Origin of the sequence: Enterobacter cloacae complex sp. P6RS (assembly GCF_014982245.1) — a bacterium.
Taxonomy (GTDB): domain Bacteria; phylum Pseudomonadota; class Gammaproteobacteria; order Enterobacterales; family Enterobacteriaceae; genus Enterobacter; species Enterobacter bugandensis.
The window spans coordinates 11,568-26,339 of record NZ_JADCLB010000003.1; the positions used below are offsets into that span (position 1 = coordinate 11,568).

General features: G+C 58.0%; 18 protein-coding genes. 8 read left to right on the plus strand and 10 right to left on the minus strand.

What is annotated here, in order from left to right; all coding sequences use genetic code 11:
* Window positions 1–459, plus strand: a complete 459-nt coding sequence (locus INF73_RS01050) for a DMT family transporter (RefSeq protein WP_028013064.1) — start codon at window positions 1–3, stop codon at window positions 457–459.
* Here INF73_RS01050 and INF73_RS01055 read toward each other — a convergent pair.
* The 8 genes from INF73_RS01055 to INF73_RS01090 are packed head-to-tail and all read right to left on the minus strand — an operon-like array spanning window position 456 to window position 6,336.
* Window positions 456–989 (minus strand): DUF3833 domain-containing protein, encoded by a 534-nt coding sequence (locus INF73_RS01055; RefSeq protein ID WP_028013063.1) that lies wholly within the window; start codon window positions 987–989, stop codon window positions 456–458. The two genes, INF73_RS01050 and INF73_RS01055, sit on opposite strands and share 4 nt — an antisense overlap.
* Window positions 986–1,510, minus strand: coding sequence for a hypothetical protein (locus INF73_RS01060; protein WP_193360293.1), 525 nt, complete (start codon window positions 1,508–1,510; stop codon window positions 986–988). Before INF73_RS01060 ends, INF73_RS01055 begins: the two co-directional genes overlap by 4 nt.
* Entirely contained in the window at window positions 1,507–1,992 is a 486-nt protein-coding gene (locus tag INF73_RS01065) for a DUF2878 domain-containing protein (protein WP_028013061.1), read from the minus strand. Before INF73_RS01065 ends, INF73_RS01060 begins: the two co-directional genes overlap by 4 nt.
* Window positions 1,989–3,209 (minus strand): cyclopropane-fatty-acyl-phospholipid synthase family protein, encoded by a 1,221-nt coding sequence (locus INF73_RS01070; protein WP_193542708.1) that lies wholly within the window; start codon window positions 3,207–3,209, stop codon window positions 1,989–1,991. The genes INF73_RS01065 and INF73_RS01070 overlap by 4 nt, the downstream gene beginning before the upstream one ends.
* The gene (locus tag INF73_RS01075) at window positions 3,206–3,928 is read right to left on the minus strand and encodes a DUF1365 domain-containing protein (protein WP_045630379.1); all 723 of its coding nucleotides are present in this window, start codon (window positions 3,926–3,928) and stop codon (window positions 3,206–3,208) included. Before INF73_RS01075 ends, INF73_RS01070 begins: the two co-directional genes overlap by 4 nt.
* Before the next feature lies 1 nt (window position 3,929).
* Window positions 3,930–5,189 (minus strand): NAD(P)/FAD-dependent oxidoreductase, encoded by a 1,260-nt coding sequence (locus tag INF73_RS01080; RefSeq protein WP_193542710.1) that lies wholly within the window; start codon window positions 5,187–5,189, stop codon window positions 3,930–3,932.
* A complete protein-coding gene (locus tag INF73_RS01085) occupies window positions 5,186–5,905 on the minus strand; it encodes an SDR family NAD(P)-dependent oxidoreductase (protein ID WP_193542712.1) in 720 nt (239 codons plus the stop codon). The genes INF73_RS01080 and INF73_RS01085 overlap by 4 nt, the downstream gene beginning before the upstream one ends.
* Window positions 5,902–6,336, minus strand: a complete 435-nt coding sequence (locus tag INF73_RS01090) for a nuclear transport factor 2 family protein (protein ID WP_028013056.1) — start codon at window positions 6,334–6,336, stop codon at window positions 5,902–5,904. Before INF73_RS01090 ends, INF73_RS01085 begins: the two co-directional genes overlap by 4 nt.
* A 257-nt stretch (window positions 6,337–6,593) precedes the next feature.
* Between INF73_RS01090 and INF73_RS01095 the strand changes: the two genes are divergently transcribed.
* The gene (locus tag INF73_RS01095) at window positions 6,594–6,791 is read left to right on the plus strand and encodes a hypothetical protein (RefSeq protein WP_008502331.1); all 198 of its coding nucleotides are present in this window, start codon (window positions 6,594–6,596) and stop codon (window positions 6,789–6,791) included.
* Window position 6,792: 1 nt separating this feature from the next.
* Window positions 6,793–7,569, plus strand: a complete 777-nt coding sequence (locus INF73_RS01100) for a hypothetical protein (RefSeq protein ID WP_193542715.1) — start codon at window positions 6,793–6,795, stop codon at window positions 7,567–7,569.
* A 67-nt stretch (window positions 7,570–7,636) separates the two neighbouring features.
* Here INF73_RS01100 and INF73_RS01105 read toward each other — a convergent pair whose 3' ends face one another.
* Both INF73_RS01105 and INF73_RS01110 read right to left on the minus strand, forming a co-directional pair.
* The gene (locus INF73_RS01105) at window positions 7,637–8,038 is read right to left on the minus strand and encodes a VOC family protein (protein WP_028013054.1); all 402 of its coding nucleotides are present in this window, start codon (window positions 8,036–8,038) and stop codon (window positions 7,637–7,639) included.
* A 99-nt stretch (window positions 8,039–8,137) separates the two neighbouring features.
* On the minus strand, window positions 8,138–8,719 hold the full coding sequence (locus INF73_RS01110) for a TetR/AcrR family transcriptional regulator (RefSeq protein WP_048998461.1): 582 nt from the start codon (window positions 8,717–8,719) through the stop codon (window positions 8,138–8,140).
* Between the two features lie 101 nt (window positions 8,720–8,820).
* Here INF73_RS01110 and INF73_RS01115 point away from each other — a divergent pair, with 101 nt between their 5' ends.
* The 5 genes from INF73_RS01115 (at window position 8,821) to INF73_RS01135 (ending at window position 14,768) form a co-directional block, all read left to right on the plus strand.
* Complete coding sequence (locus INF73_RS01115; protein ID WP_059354822.1) at window positions 8,821–9,288, plus strand: nuclear transport factor 2 family protein; 468 nt, start codon at window positions 8,821–8,823, stop codon at window positions 9,286–9,288.
* Window positions 9,289–9,372: 84 nt separating this feature from the next.
* Entirely contained in the window at window positions 9,373–9,687 is a 315-nt protein-coding gene (locus tag INF73_RS01120; RefSeq protein WP_047365488.1) for a PTS sugar transporter subunit IIB, read from the plus strand.
* Between the two features lie 196 nt (window positions 9,688–9,883).
* On the plus strand, window positions 9,884–10,498 hold the full coding sequence (locus INF73_RS01125) for a TetR/AcrR family transcriptional regulator (RefSeq protein WP_041910138.1): 615 nt from the start codon (window positions 9,884–9,886) through the stop codon (window positions 10,496–10,498).
* A 74-nt stretch (window positions 10,499–10,572) separates the two neighbouring features.
* Entirely contained in the window at window positions 10,573–11,682 is a 1,110-nt protein-coding gene (locus tag INF73_RS01130; RefSeq protein WP_136343236.1) for an efflux RND transporter periplasmic adaptor subunit, read from the plus strand.
* Window positions 11,679–14,768: an efflux RND transporter permease subunit gene (locus tag INF73_RS01135; protein ID WP_193542717.1), complete on the plus strand. Its 3,090-nt coding sequence runs from the start codon at window positions 11,679–11,681 to the stop codon at window positions 14,766–14,768. Before INF73_RS01130 ends, INF73_RS01135 begins: the two co-directional genes overlap by 4 nt.
* The last annotated feature ends 4 nt before the right edge of the window (window positions 14,769–14,772 follow it).

Below are 14,772 nucleotides of genomic sequence, written 5' to 3' on the forward strand. Positions count from 1 at the left end.
ATGACACTGATGATGATAATTCTGGCCATCTGCGGCGGCGCGACGCTGAGCATACAGGCCGCAATTAACGGACAGCTCGGCAGCAGCGTGGGCGTTTTCAAGAGCGCGTTTCTGACGTTTTCCGTCGGCGCGCTGGTGACCGCCCTGCTCATTTTCTTCTTTGAGCCTAAGCAGACGGTCACGCTGCTGGACGTGCCGAAATGGCAGCTCCTCGGGGCGATGTTCGGCGTGCCCTACATTGTGATCATGGTGCTTGCCGTGCAGCGCATCGGCACCGCCGTCGCCACGGTGGCGGTGATATTCGGCCAGCTCGCCATGAGCATGCTGATAGATAACTTTGGCTGGTTGAACAATCCCGCTATTCCGTTTTCACCGAGCCGTCTGGGCGCGGTGGTGTGCCTGGGGATTGCCCTGTACTTCATTTACTCCAGCAGCAAAACCGGCGATGTTCGCGACTAAGCTTCCGTATTCCGGGTAAAGAACAGCGTCACCGTGGCGACGGTGACGCCAAATTTCTTCATCTCGGTTTTATTGAACAGATGCGTCTCATCCTGCAGGTACATCCAGTCATCAAAGTTTAGCAGCCACGTTTTGCCGTTGGCCTTCACGTTCATGCTGTAATGCCAGTTAAAGGCGTTGCCTGCGGCCTGCCCGGTGGCAACCCCTTCAATATCACCTGCCGTTCCCTCGTAGCGGTCGTTCCCCACGCGGCGAATGTGCCATACCCGCTGCTGCTTCTCGCCGTCGTCGTAAACGAAGCGCTCGTTCAGCGTCAGCGTATCGCCGATGACGTCCCCGGCAATCTCAACGTGAAAGCGGCGGATCTGCTTGCCGCTGCGATCCTGCACCATGCCCCACGCTTCGGTTTTACCCTGAAAGTAGTGGAAGATATCAAGCCGCGGCTGCTGCTGGCGATACTCGGAAACCTCCGTACTGCAGCCGGCCAGCAGCATCGTGAATGCCAGCGCCAGCGTCAGGATTCGTTTCATTTTTTGCCTCCGATTAGCTGCTGACGCAGCTCAGGATATTGCGTGCGGGGATCGAGCCAGATGGCCAGAAAGCGGGTGCTGAACGCTTCTGACTGGCGCGGACCGAGCGGAATAAAAGATTTTTGCGCCGACGACGCGCGGTACCAGAACTGCCCCTGCTTATCGTTGAGAACAAACGCCAGCTGTGAACCCGGTCTGACATCCGGCCACAGGGACTGGAGCATCCTTAGCCAGGCTTCACTTTGCGGTTCCTGCGTCAGGATCCCCTGCGCCTGCCACTGGTCGCGGGTCGCCTCAACCAGTTCATCGCGATCTATGTCGCGCGCGTAGGTAATAATCAGCGCCTGATCCTGATCGTCCCGGCTGTAACGGCCATCCGGCGTGCGGAGCTGAGAGGTATAGACCGTGAACGGCCCCCAGGTCAGCGTGGCGTCGCCCACCTTGCGCCAGGCCAGCCAGTCGGCGGCCTGAGCACCAGTAACAACCAGCATGAGCCAAAACAGCAGAACCGCAGTCCTCATTTTTGTCTCCCCATCAGCAGGTGGAAAAACAGCATCAGCACCAGCCAGCCCGGCGCCATCCAGCTGACGACGATAAAGGTCGGCTCCAGAAACGTGATGGCGCCCAACCGCTCGCCAATCAGGTAGGCCACCGGGCCTCCCACGGCCGCCAGCAGGGTCAGCAGCCAGCCGGGCAACGTGGTGGTACGCGCAAGCTGCGTCCAGACCACGGCGAACATCAGCCACAATGCCACCATCCATAGCGGCATCAGGGAGTCGCCCGTGAAGGCAATCAGCCCCGTCAGCGCCCAGAGCGCATCCAGCAGGCTGCCCGCCGCGGCCAGCCCAATGGCGTAAAGACGGTATGCTGACGGCAAGAGAAGGCACGCCAGGATCGCCAGCCCGAGCCAGATAATCAGGCCCTGTTCGCGAAAAAGCACTACCAGCGCCCAGTAAAGATCGAACGCGACGGCCAGCAGAAAGACCTGAAGGTAGCGTCTCATACGCGCTCGGCGGTCAGCTGCACCACGCTGATGGTGCGGGCGTTAAACCCGGCTTCGCAGTAGCCGAAGTAGTACAGCCACATGCGGCGGAACCGTTCATCAAAGCCAAGCTTTTCAATCTCCTGCCAGGCGTGGACAAAGCGCTGCCGCCAGTGGGCCAGCGTGCGGGCGTAGTCCGGTCCCATGTCGAAGAGATTGCGCACCACGAAATCGGTGTGGCGCGTCATCAGCTCGTTCATCGCCGTAATGCTCGGCAGGAAGCCGCCGGGGAAAATGTAGCGCTGGATAAAATCGACGCTTTTGCTGTAGTCGCGGTAGCGCTGGTCCTGAATGGTGATGGCCTGAATCGCCATCCGTCCACCGGGGCGCAGCCGCGCCTGACAGGTACGGAAGAACGTAGGCAGATAGCGTTGCCCGACGGCTTCAATCATCTCTATCGAGACCAGCTTGTCGTACTGCCCGGTGAGGTCGCGATAGTCGCAGAGCAGTACCTCAACCCGATCCTGCAGCCCGGCGCGGGCAATGCGCTCGGTCGCCCAGATATATTGCTCCTGCGACAGCGTGGTAGTGGTCACCCGACAGCCGTAGTGACGGGCGGCGTATTCCGCCATCGCCCCCCAGCCGGTGCCAATTTCCAGCAGGTGATCGCCCGGGTTTAGCGCCAGTTGCTCGCACAGGCGCGCCATTTTGGCCTGCTGAGCCGCCGTCAGATCCTGCTCGTCCCCGGTAAACAGCGCGCTGGAGTAAAGCAGTTCCTTATCCAGAAAATGGGCATAGAAAGCGTTGCCCAGATCGTAATGGGCGGCAATATTTTCGCGGGCCTGGGCACGAGAGTTGCGCCGCGTCCAGTGGCGCAGCCGCTCCAGCGGTCGGCCAAGCAGCCGGAACCCGTTCTCCAGACGACCAAGCACCTCGCCGTTGAGGGCCAGGATTTGCAGAAGCGGCGTAAGCTGCGCGGTCTCCCATTCGCCGTCCATCCAGGCTTCTGCGGCGGCAAGGCTACCGCCCGTTAAGACGCGCCAGTAGACGCCGGGCGTGAGGATCTGCACGTCGGCGTGCAGCGCGGAGGATGTCTCGCCAAAATGGAAGGTCTGCGCCCCTTCACGCAGGGTGAGTGAGCCGCCGCGAATGCCGCTTAACAGACGAAACAGCAGCCATCGCGCGATGCGGACGTTGCGCGGGATATCGGGTTCTAGCGCAAAGACGGGATCGGTCATGAGCGTTCACTCCTGCTGACGGGATGGTTATACAGCGGCACGCGCTTGAGCCATAGCCTCAGCGCCTGCCAGTAAATGGCGAAAACGGTTTTCAGAGTCATCAGCGGGATGCGCAGCAGCAGCGCGCGCAGCGCCGGGCGGGTCAGAGGCTCCCGGCGCAGGGCCAGCGTGGCGTCAAAGACCTTCGCTTCCTGATGATTTTCAATGTGCATATGCAATGTGTTGTCCGGGTTGTTGAAGCGCCAGTGGTAGACCATGTCCATCGGGTTGAAGGGGGAAACGTGAAACGCTTTTTCCGTGGGCCGGGCATTTTGCCCGTCGACCGCGTAATAATGGCGCTCGTTCCACGGCGTATTGCGCACCTCCGCCAGCACCCAGCGAAGCGTGTTTTCCTGGTCATAGCAGTAGTAAAAATTGACCGGATTGAAATGAAACCCGAAGTAGCGCAGCTGCGTCAGAAGCATGACCCGCCCTGCGGGACGTTCCCCGGTCAGGCTCTCCAGCCTGTTCAGCACGTTCTCTTTAAGCGGCGTGCCGAGCGGGTAGTCCGCGTCATGGAACGCGGCGGCGGCAAAGCGGTTGCGCCGCACGCCGACGGACGCCAGCAGCGGCAGTTCATCAAGATCCAGCCAGGCCATAAAAACGCCGTAGCTGAATTCATGCGTTTTCGGCTGAAGGCGGCGGTGGCGCAATACGCCGTGATAGAGGCAGCTGTTCATGTCAGTTCCCCTCCCCGGCGGCTATTTCATTGACAACGTCCAGCGCGCTGCGCACGCCGTCTTCATGAAAACCGTTGTACCAGTAAGCGCCGCAGAACCAGCTCCGGTGATGACCGTTGATCTCCCCACGGCGCGCCTGCGCACGCCAGCTTTGCGGGTTAAACAGCGGATGCTCATAGACAAAGCGTTGCAGGACGAAGCGTTCATCCACCGGCGCGTCCGGGTTCAGGGTGACGCAGAACAGTGGGCTGCCCGCAGGCAGACCCTGCAGAATGTTCATGTTGTAGGTGACGCAGGCGCTGGCCTGCTCCTGCGCGCTCAGGCGGTAGTTCCAGCTGGCCCAGGCGCGCTGCCGCACCGGCAGCCAGCGCGGATCGCTGTGCAAAACAACCTCGTTGCGCTGCCAGCCGATATCGCCCAGCACTTCGCGCTCTGAGGCGGTTGGGTCGTCAAGCATGGCCAGCGCCTGGGCGGAGTGGCAGGCAAATATCACCTGGTCGAAGGTGTGGCTGCCGTTTTCAAGCTGGAGCGTGACCCCGTGCGCATGGCGGCTCACCCGCAGAACAGGCGTGTTCAGGTGCAGCGTCAGGCGGTCGCCCAGTTTTTGCAGCATGGCGCGGATATACTCCCGCGAGCCGCCCGGCACCACGTACCACTGCGGACGCTGGGTGATATCCAGCAGGCCGTGGTGATGAAAGAAGCGCAGGAAGAGCGGCAGCGGGAAACGCTTCATCTCCTGCAGCGATGACGACCAGATTGCAGCCCCCATCGGCAGAATGTAGTGGCGCGCAAAAAACGGCGTGAAGCCGTGCTGGTCCAGAAACGTCTGCAGCGTGGCGTTCGGATCGACTTCCCCTTCAAGGGCCTGTTTCGCCAGGCGGTTAAAGCGAACGATTTCGCCCAGCAGACGCCAGAATGCCGGATTTACCAGGTTTCGGCGCTGGGCAAACAGCGATGTCAGGGTGTGGCCGTTGTACTCAAGCCCCGTCTCGGGGTTGTGTACTGAAAAGCTCATCTGTGTTTTTTGCCCGCTGATGCCGAGCTCGCTGAGCAGGCCCATAAAGCGCGGGTAGGTGCGGTCGTTGTAGACAATAAACCCGGTATCGATCGCGTATGTGCCCTGGGGCGTTGAGACGTCAACCGTCGCGGTATGGCCGCCGGGCGTGGTGCCCGCTTCAAACAGGGTTACCTGATGATGCCCTGCCAGCCGCCAGGCGCAGGTCAGCCCGGCGATGCCGCTGCCGATAATTGCAATGTTCATGAGCGCACCATCCTGCGCAGCAGCGTGCGCTGCAAAAAAGCGGGCAGCCCGGAGAGCAGCCGCAAAATAAGGCCAAACGCGGCCGGAAACGCGATATGCATTTTGCCCTTTGCCAGCCCGGTGCGGATCGCCTTTACCGCTTCGTCAACGCTCACCTTACCCGGCATGGCAAAATCGTTTTTGCGCGTCAGCGGGGTATCGACAAATCCCGGAGAGACGACCGTCACGGCAATCCCCTTTGGCTCCCAGTCCAGACGCAGACTGTCGGCAAACCAGCTCAGCGCCGCTTTGGACGCGCCGTAGGCCTCTGCCCGCGGGAAGGGAAGCCAGTGGGCCATCGAGCTCACCAGCACCACGCGGTTACCGGCAACCAGCTGCGGCTGCAGCGCGGCCAGGCAGTTCACTGGCCCGAGAAAATTAGTGGTCATGACCCGCTCCACCAGCGCCGCATCCACCACGCCGCCGTCGAGATATTCGCAGGTACCGGCGCAGAGAATAACCAGATCGGCGTAAACGCCGCTCAGCGCCTGGCGACAGGCGTCCCTGTCTGTCATATCGAACGGGCGAACGGTGAGATTGGGGCAGGTCTGATGTAGCGCTTCTAGCCGCGCCGGATCGCGCCCGCAGGCAATCACGTGGTAGCCGTCAGCGGCAAAGGACTTCGCCAGCCCCGCGCCGATGCCCGAGCTTGCGCCGGTAATCAGCACCGCCTTCATGATTTGACCCTCCGCTTCACGCCGCGTACCGCCCAGCCCAGCAGAGGGAGGTGTTCGTAGATCATCTCTCCTGCATCGTAGAAGTCCCGCTGACGGGTGATGAGATTGTTTTCGGTGTCCACCACCGAACATCCTGGCAGTTCAAGCGGCTCGCCTCCGGCAATGCGCGGATGCGACCAGTGCATTACCCAGGTGACAACAAACCGGTTCCCGCTGCAGAGCGGCGGATCGATAGAAAAACGGCACTGCTCGACATTTGCCAGCAGATGGGTGAAATAGCGCTGAAGCGCGAAAATACCGTTGTGCTCGCCGAACGGATCGATAAGGGTGGCATTCGAATGGTAAAGCCCGACCAGCGCGGTCGGCGGCTGGCTATCCAGTGCGGCGTAGTACTCAATAAACCGACTCACGACAGAGGGCAAAGTGCTCATGGGTCACATCCTGGCTGTAAACAACGTGGCGTAATCGCATAATTAAAACTTACACAATTAATGTTATTTGTCCAAGTTTGTGCAAATTTATTTTTTATTACCCATAAATATCAACAATTTGAAAACACAATCACTTGACGGTTTTGTAGGCCGGGTAAGGTGTAGCCGCCACCCGGCTTTCACTTTCAGGTTATCCTTAAGGCAAATTCAGCCGTCATCTTCCAGGCTTATCCTTTTTATTCATAAGGATGCCTGACATGAAACGTTTCTTTCTCTCCCTATTCTCAAGCCCGGAATCCTTACTGCAGGTGATGAGTCAGCAGGAAATTATTGAAGCCGTGGAAGATGGCGATCGCATCATTATCGACCAGGACGGGAACGCCTCGGTGAACTACAAGAGCAACGAGGTGCGGCAGGACTTTCTGCGTCACGTTAACGCGCTGAAGAGGGCCTGATATGGGAACGGCGATATTTATGGTGCTGATGGTCTGCGGGTACTGGTACACCAGCCGCGACCTGTCGACCCGCTTTAAAATCAAGCGTTCCTTTGGCTGGGACGTCTATTTTCTCGTCGCGCTTTACGGCTGTATTTTCGTTCTGCAGGGCGTAATCGCCACGGGATTGCTCTGGCTGCTGTTGTTCGCCCTTTCCGCCGCCAACAACGCTTTCCACTTTGCCTCACCGAAATACACCGACTGGCAAATCGACTTTATGAACTGGAGTTTTTTAGGCATTCAGGCTCCGGTGGTCGTGATGCTGGCGTTTGCTATCCTGTTTTGCCTCTACCGCTCTAACTGGGCAGGAAGCGCCAGGCTGGACGGCGAGAGCAGGAAAAAGCTCTACAAACGGCTTGCGCAGGCGAGCGGGATTGAACAACTGCTCTATCAGTGTATGGAGCAAGGCGAGCTGGCGCAGATCACACTCCGGTCGCGGCGGATTTACGTCGGCATGATCCACACCGCGACGCTGGAATATGAAAAAACGGCCAATATCGTGCTGATCCCAATGTTGAGCGGGTACCGGGATGCGAAGACGATGAATCTGCGCATCGAGAATAATTACAGCAGGTGGTATGCGGAGCATGACATTACGCTCGACTCTGAACCCCGCAGCGCCATGTCATTCCGCAAGGTGATTTTACTCAATCAGATTGAGAGCATCTCGCTGTTCGACCCCGCCAGCGCCAGCGCGCTGTCGCTGGCACAGCGGGACGAGAGCCAGACGTCCCCATAATTTTGAGTACGCTCTGCTGGGAAGCGTGCACGACGAAAGGCGAATGACACATCATTTACGGTGATGTTCACGGTTGCGCATTCTGATAAAGATCCCAGCGGTTGCCGTAAATATCTTCAAAAACCACTACCGTCCCGTACTCTTCCTCACGAGGTTCTTCGCAGAAATGAACACCTTTTGCTTTCATGGCATGGTAATCGCGCCAAAAGTCATCCGTCTGAAGGAACAGGAAAACTCTTCCGCCGCTTTGATTACCGATAAAACCTTCCTGCCTTTCGTTGGAGGCACGAGCCAGCAGGATATTGCAGTCGCTTTCCGGGTTGGGTGAGACGACTACCCAGCGTTTCCCCGGCTGGGGCGTATCCTCTACGAGGGTAAAACCCAGCCTGTCAGTGTAGTATTCAATGGCGCGATCGTAGTCATCAACCACGATAGCCACGCATCCCAGGCATCGTTTCTGCGTTCTCATATTTTTCGTTTCCTTTGCATAAATAGCTTAGCGATTCGGTGAGTCGATATTCCAGCTACCGTAATACTTGCCCCACGCCGCTTGCGGCAGATTCAGGACTTATTTCTGACCGGTCAACGCCTCTAACCCACTTTTTAACACATTTATTACCGTCTCTGAATCCGTGCCCATTTGTGCATGAATAATGGCGCCGTCAATAAGCAGCATGATTTCATTGACGACGCGCTCATCAGCGATCTTCGTCAGCGACGCAATCATATTTTTAGTTTCGATTTTATGATCGCGGCATATCGCTTTTATTTCGCTTTCTATATCCTCGGATTTGGCTTCTGCACTGGCATTAATAAACGCGCAGCCGTGGAACTCTGGCGAAATAAACCATTCATAAAGGGTTGCAGATATCGCATCAGAAGGTATTTCGCCTTCATCAAGATGTCGACGCAGCGTGGTCTCAAACCAGTTAATCCATATTTCATGTCGATAGTGCAGGTAGGCGAGAATAAGTAAACTTTTACTCGGAAAATGGCGATAAAACGTCACCTTGGTCACCTTCGCCTCTTTAATCAGCGTATCCACCCCCGTCGCCCTGAAGCCATTAGAATAAAACAGATCGTGCGCCGTCAGTAATATTTTATCCCTGACGCTGATTTTTGCTTCGTTGCCTGCGTGCTCGGTTTTCACTTTTCGGTAGCCTCAAAACGGATGTTGACAGCGTTATTTTTCAGGCATAGATTAGCGCAAGTAGACAGACCTGTCTACATCATCACACAGAGGTTATCGCTATGAACACTCGTCCTCCATTACCGCCCTTCACCCGTGAAAGCGCGATCGAAAAGGTCAGACTGGCAGAAGATGGCTGGAACAGTCGGGATCCGGCGAAGGTCGCGCTGGCCTATACGCTGGATACTCAATGGCGCAACCGCGCGGAGTTCGCCACCAACCGTGAAGAGGCGCAGGCGTTTCTGGAGCGGAAATGGAAAAAAGAGCTCGATTATCGTTTGATTAAAGAGCTTTGGGCGTTTACGGATAACCGCATCGCCGTTCGCTATGCCTATGAATGGCATGATGATTCCGGCAACTGGTTCCGCTCGTACGGCAATGAAAACTGGGAGTTTGAACCGGACGGATTGATGAAGCGCCGTTTTGCCTGCGTTAACGATATGCCGATAAAAGAATCCGAGCGACTGTTCCACTGGCCGTTGGGTAGACGCCCGGACGATCATCCCTCATTGAGCGATCTGGGGTTATAGTTTTGTCACCAAAATCAGAGATAGCGCGCATTTCGGTGACCACCTCAGGACTACCCTATGAGCGGTTTTCAGGAGGAACAAAATATGAAAAAGCTTCTGATATGTTGTTTGTTCGGTAATACCGCAAACGCTCTTGCCAAAAAAATGCAGTCCCTGGCAGAACAAGAAGGCTATCCACTGATGATTAGCGCCGTTGGGCTGGATAACTTCGCCAGCGTCGCCCCCGCTTTCGACGGTTTTCTTATCGCGCCGCACATTCAGTACAAACTCGACGAAATACACGCAACGGTGGGCAATACACGTTCAATCGCCATCATTGAGAGTCTTCCCTACGCGTCTCTGGACGCGAAGAAGGTGTTGAATTTCGTAAAGGAGCAAATGCCTGAACTGGCTGCCTGACAGACAAGGCCGCATCGCTATTGCGGCCTCCTCGCCCCCGCAGACAGATAGATGCCATAGCGCGCGAAAAACAGTGATACACTTACCCCACCGGGTTGATCGTCCCGTCTGAACGGCTCATGAAGAAAACGGATGTAACCAAAATACGAAATGGTCACTCGTTGTCAATCGTAGCTCGTCACGCTAAGCTTACATAATGACTAAAACTATGAACGCCCCATCAATACGTGGTCCACTTGACCATTCTGTCAGAGAGCAAATCGTCGAAGCGGCCTTTGAGCACTTCGGTCACTACGGCTATGAAAAAACCACCGTCGCCGAGCTGGCGAAATCTATCGGTTTTTCAAAATCCTACATTTATAAGTTCTTCGATTCCAAGCAGGCTATCGGCGAAGTGATCTGCGCTAACCGCCTGGAGCTGATCATGACGGCCGTGCTTTCCGCCATTGCGGATGCGCCGTCAGCCAGCGAAAAACTCCGCCGTCTCTTCAAAGCACTTACCGAGGCCGGAAGCGAGCTGTTTTTCCACGATCGCAAGCTCTACGACATCGCCGCCGTCGCGTCACGGGAGAAGTGGCCTTCGACGGAAAGGTATACCGAAAGCCTCCTGAAGCTGATTGAGAGCATCATTATCGAAGGCAGACAGGCTGGAGAGTTCGAAAGGAAGACGCCTCTGGATGAGGTCACCTGCGCCGTTTACATGGTGATGTGCCCTTACATTAACCCCGTTCAGCTGCAGTACAACCTTGAAACTGCCCCAACGGCAGCGGTACTCCTCTCCTCACTAATTTTAAGAAGCCTGGCCCCCTGATTAGTGACCATTGACTTTATTGGTCACTAATCACAGAATGCGGAAACTGTCCTGTTACTTCAAAAGGGTTTCCCATGCTCAGGCTCACTTCAGCCCGCCTTGCCATATGTCTTCTGCCGTTTGCCCTCGCGGCATGCGGCGATATTTCCGCGAGTGACGATCCGCGCACCAGGCCACCGCTTGTCAGATCCGCCTCCGTCGAGATGGCGAATCCAGCGGCTCGCACCTTTACGGGCGTGGTGGTGGCAAGAACGCAAAGCGACCTGGGCTTCAGGGTTCAGGGTAAAATCCTCGAACGTCTGGTGGATACCGGGCAGACTGTCAAACAGGGCCAGCCCTTACTGCGTCTGGATCCGGTTGATCTGAAATTACAGGCTCAGGCGCAGCAGCGCGCGGTGGATGCTGCCCAGGCGCGGGCGAGAAAAGCCACCAGCGATGAGGCGCGTTATCGCGGTCTGGTGGCATCCGGCGCGGTGTCCGCCGCGGAGTACGATCAGATTAAAGCGGCGGCCGATACAGCCAGGGCGGATCTCAGCGCCGCCCGGGCGCAGGCCAACGTGGCGCAAAACGCCACGGGCTATGCCGTCCTGCTGGCGGATTCAGACGGCGTGGTGATGGAGACGCTAGCCGAACCCGGTCAGGTGGTCAGCGCCGGGCAGGTGGCGATCCGCCTTGCCAGAGCGGGACAGCGCGAAGCGCTCGTGCAGCTTCCGGAGACGCTGCGCCCTGCCGTCGGCAGCGAAGCACGAGCCACGCTTTATGGCCGTGAACAACACCCGGTCACCGCCACGTTGCGCCTGCTGTCTGACTCCGCGGATGCCACAACCCGGACGTATGAAGCACGCTACGTGCTGGCTGGCCAGCTGGCGAACGCGCCGCTGGGGGCGACCGTCACGCTCAGCCTTGAGGACCCGAAAGCGGAAGGTCAGGCCATGCAGGTCCCGCTGGCTTCACTCTACGATGCGGGTAAAGGGCCCGGCGTCTGGCGCATTTCCGCCCAGCCGGCAAAGGTCACATGGACGCCGGTTAAGGTGCTGAGCGTGGGCGAAGATGCGGTCCAGGTCACGGGCGGCGTGAAGCCCGGGGAGAAGATTGTTGCGTTAGGTGCCCATCTTCTGCACGAAGGTGAAGTTGTCAGGCTGGCAGAACAACGCCATGCCGCTCCGGCTGAGAACGCGCCATGAGCCAAAGTCGCTTCAACCTGTCCGCGCTGGCCGTCCGCGAGCGTTCCGTCACGCTGTTTCTGATCGTTCTGGTGACCATTGCCGGTATTTACGCTTTTTTTGGACTGGGACGCGCGGAAGATCCGCCCTTCACCGTGAAGCAGATGACGGCGATTGCCGTCTGGCCGGGCGCAACCGCGCAGGAGATCCAGGATCAGGTGGCCGAACCGCTGGAAAAGCGCCTGCAGGAACTCAAGTGGTATGACCGTACGGAAACCTATACCCGCCCCGGCATGGCGTATATCACCCTGTCACTGCAGGACAAAACCCCGCCTTCTGAGGTGCAGGAGGAGTTCTATCAGGCGCGTAAAAAGCTTGGGGATGAATCCCAGCGTCTCCCGGCGGGCGTCATCGGCCCGATGATCAATGACGAATTCTCGGATGTCACCTTTGCCCTCTTTGCTCTGAAAGCAAAAGGCGAACCGCAGCGGCAGCTGGTACGCGATGCCGAAGGCCTGCGCCAGCAGCTTCTGCACGTTCCAGGAGTCAAAAAAGTGAATATCATCGGTGAACAGGCCGAGCGGATTTATATCGCCTTCTCCCATGACCGTCTGGCGACAATGGGCCTCTCACCGCAGGATATTTTCAATGCCCTCAACGACCAGAATGCCCTGGCCGCGGCGGGCGCCATTGAGACCCGGGGCGCGCAGATTTTTATCCGCCTGGACGGCGCGTTCGATGAACTGCAGAAAATCCGCGATACGCCTTTAGTCGCTCAGGGCAAAACGCTCACGCTGTCGGATGTGGCAACGGTTGAACGAGGCTATGAAGATCCCCCGACGATGCTGATACGCAATCAGCATGAACCCGCCCTGCTGCTGGGTGTTGTCATGCGTGAGGGCTGGAACGGCCTGGCGCTGGGTAAAGCGCTGGATGCGGAGACGGCGAAAATCAATGATAGCCTGCCGCTTGGCATGACCCTGACCAAGGTCACCGACCAGTCCGTGAATATCCGCTCGTCGGTCGATGAGTTTATGATCAAATTCTTCGTCGCCCTGCTCGTGGTTATGGTGGTCTGTTTTATCAGCATGGGCTGGCGCGTGGGCGTGGTGGTCGCGGCGGCGGTCCCGCTGACGCTGGCGGTCGTCTTCGTGGTGATGGAGGCCGCGGGAATAAACTTTGACCGCGTCACGCTGGGCTCCCTGATCCTCGCCCTCGGCCTGCTGGTTGACGATGCCATTATCGCCATCGAAATGATGGTGGTGAAGATGGAGGAAGGTTACGACAGAATCAAAGCCTCAGCCTACGCCTGGAGCCACACCGCCGCGCCGATGCTGGCCGGTACCCTGGTGACGGCGATTGGCTTTATGCCGAATGGGTTTGCCCAGTCGACCGCCGGGGAATACACCAGCAATATGTTCTGGATTGTCGGCCTCGCCCTGATTGCCTCATGGTTTGTTGCGGTGGTGTTCACGCCGTATCTGGGGGTGAAGATCCTGCCGGCGATCCCCAAAGTGGAAGGCGGCCATGCCGCCATCTATAACACGCCTCGCTATAACCGTTTTCGCCAGCTGCTTGGCCGCGTTATCGCCAGAAAATGGCGCGTGGCCGGGTCCGTGGTCGCCATTTTCATTCTGGCCGTGCTCGGCATGGGGCTGGTAAAAAAACAGTTCTTCCCGACCTCCGATCGCCCGGAAGTGCTGGTTGAAGTACAGATGCCTTATGGTACCTCGATTGCGCAAACCAGCGCCGCTACTGCAAAAATAGAAGCGTGGCTGGGCAAGCAGCCAGAAGCCAAAATCGTCACGGCCTATATTGGTCAGGGCTCGCCCCGTTTCTATCTGGCAATGGCCCCCGAGCTGCCCGATCCCTCTTTTGCGAAAATCGTGATCCTGACGGACAGCGAGACGTCACGCGAGGCGCTCAAGTTCAGGCTCAGGGAGGCCGTCGCCAGCGGCCTTGCCCCCGAAGCCCGCGTGCGGGTGACGCAGCTGGTGTTTGGCCCCTACTCGCCTTTCCCGGTTGCCTGGCGCGTGTCAGGGCCGGATGTCAAACAGGTGCAGGACATCGCCGAACGGGTGAAAGCCGTGCTTCAGGCAAGCCCGATGATGCGAACCGTTAACACCGACTGGGGCTCGCGCGTTCCGGTGCTCCATTTCACTCTCGATCAGAACCGCCTGCAGGCGACCGGCTTAACTTCCAGCGCCGTTGCCGGGCAGCTTCAGTTCCTGCTCTCAGGCGTGCCTGTCACCTCCGTGCGGGAAGATATTCGATCGGTAGAGGTCGTTGCCCGCGCGGCGGGTGATATCCGCCTTGACCCGGCAAAAATCGAAGGCTTTACCCTGGTCGGCAATGCGGGACAGCGCGTGCCACTGTCTCAAATTGGCAAGATAGAGGTCGGTATGGAAGACCCGGTCCTTCGCCGTCGCGATCGCACCCCCACGATTACCGTACGGGGCGATATCGCCGACAATCTTCAGCCGCCGGACGTGTCGGTCGCCATCATGAAGCAGCTCCAGCCGATCGTTGATACGCTGCCGGCCGGCTACCGCATTGACATGGCGGGGTCGATTGAGGAGTCAGGCAAAGCCACGCAGGCCATGTTACCGCTGTTCCCGATCATGATTGCCCTGACGCTGCTGATCATCATTTTGCAGGTGCGCTCACTCTCCGCGATGGTCATGGTGTTCTTAACCGCGCCGCTGGGGCTGATTGGCGTTGTGCCGACCCTGCTGATATTTAATCAGCCGTTTGGCATCAACGCGCTGGTCGGCCTGATCGCCCTTTCTGGCATTCTGATGCGAAATACGCTGATCCTGATCGGTCAAATCGATCATAACCAGAGGGACGGCCTCGATCCGTTCCAGGCGGTGGTCGAGGCGACGGTCCAGCGAGCGCGGCCGGTCTTACTCACCGCCATGGCGGCCGTGCTGGCGTTCATTCCCCTGACGCATTCGGTATTCTGGGGCACGCTGGCCTGGACGCTGATTGGCGGCACGCTGGGCGGGACGATCATTACGCTCGTCTTCCTGCCTGCGATGTATGCGATCTGGTTCCGGATCCGCCCGGCTGAACAACGTGTGCAGCATGCCACGGAAAACGTGTAAACTA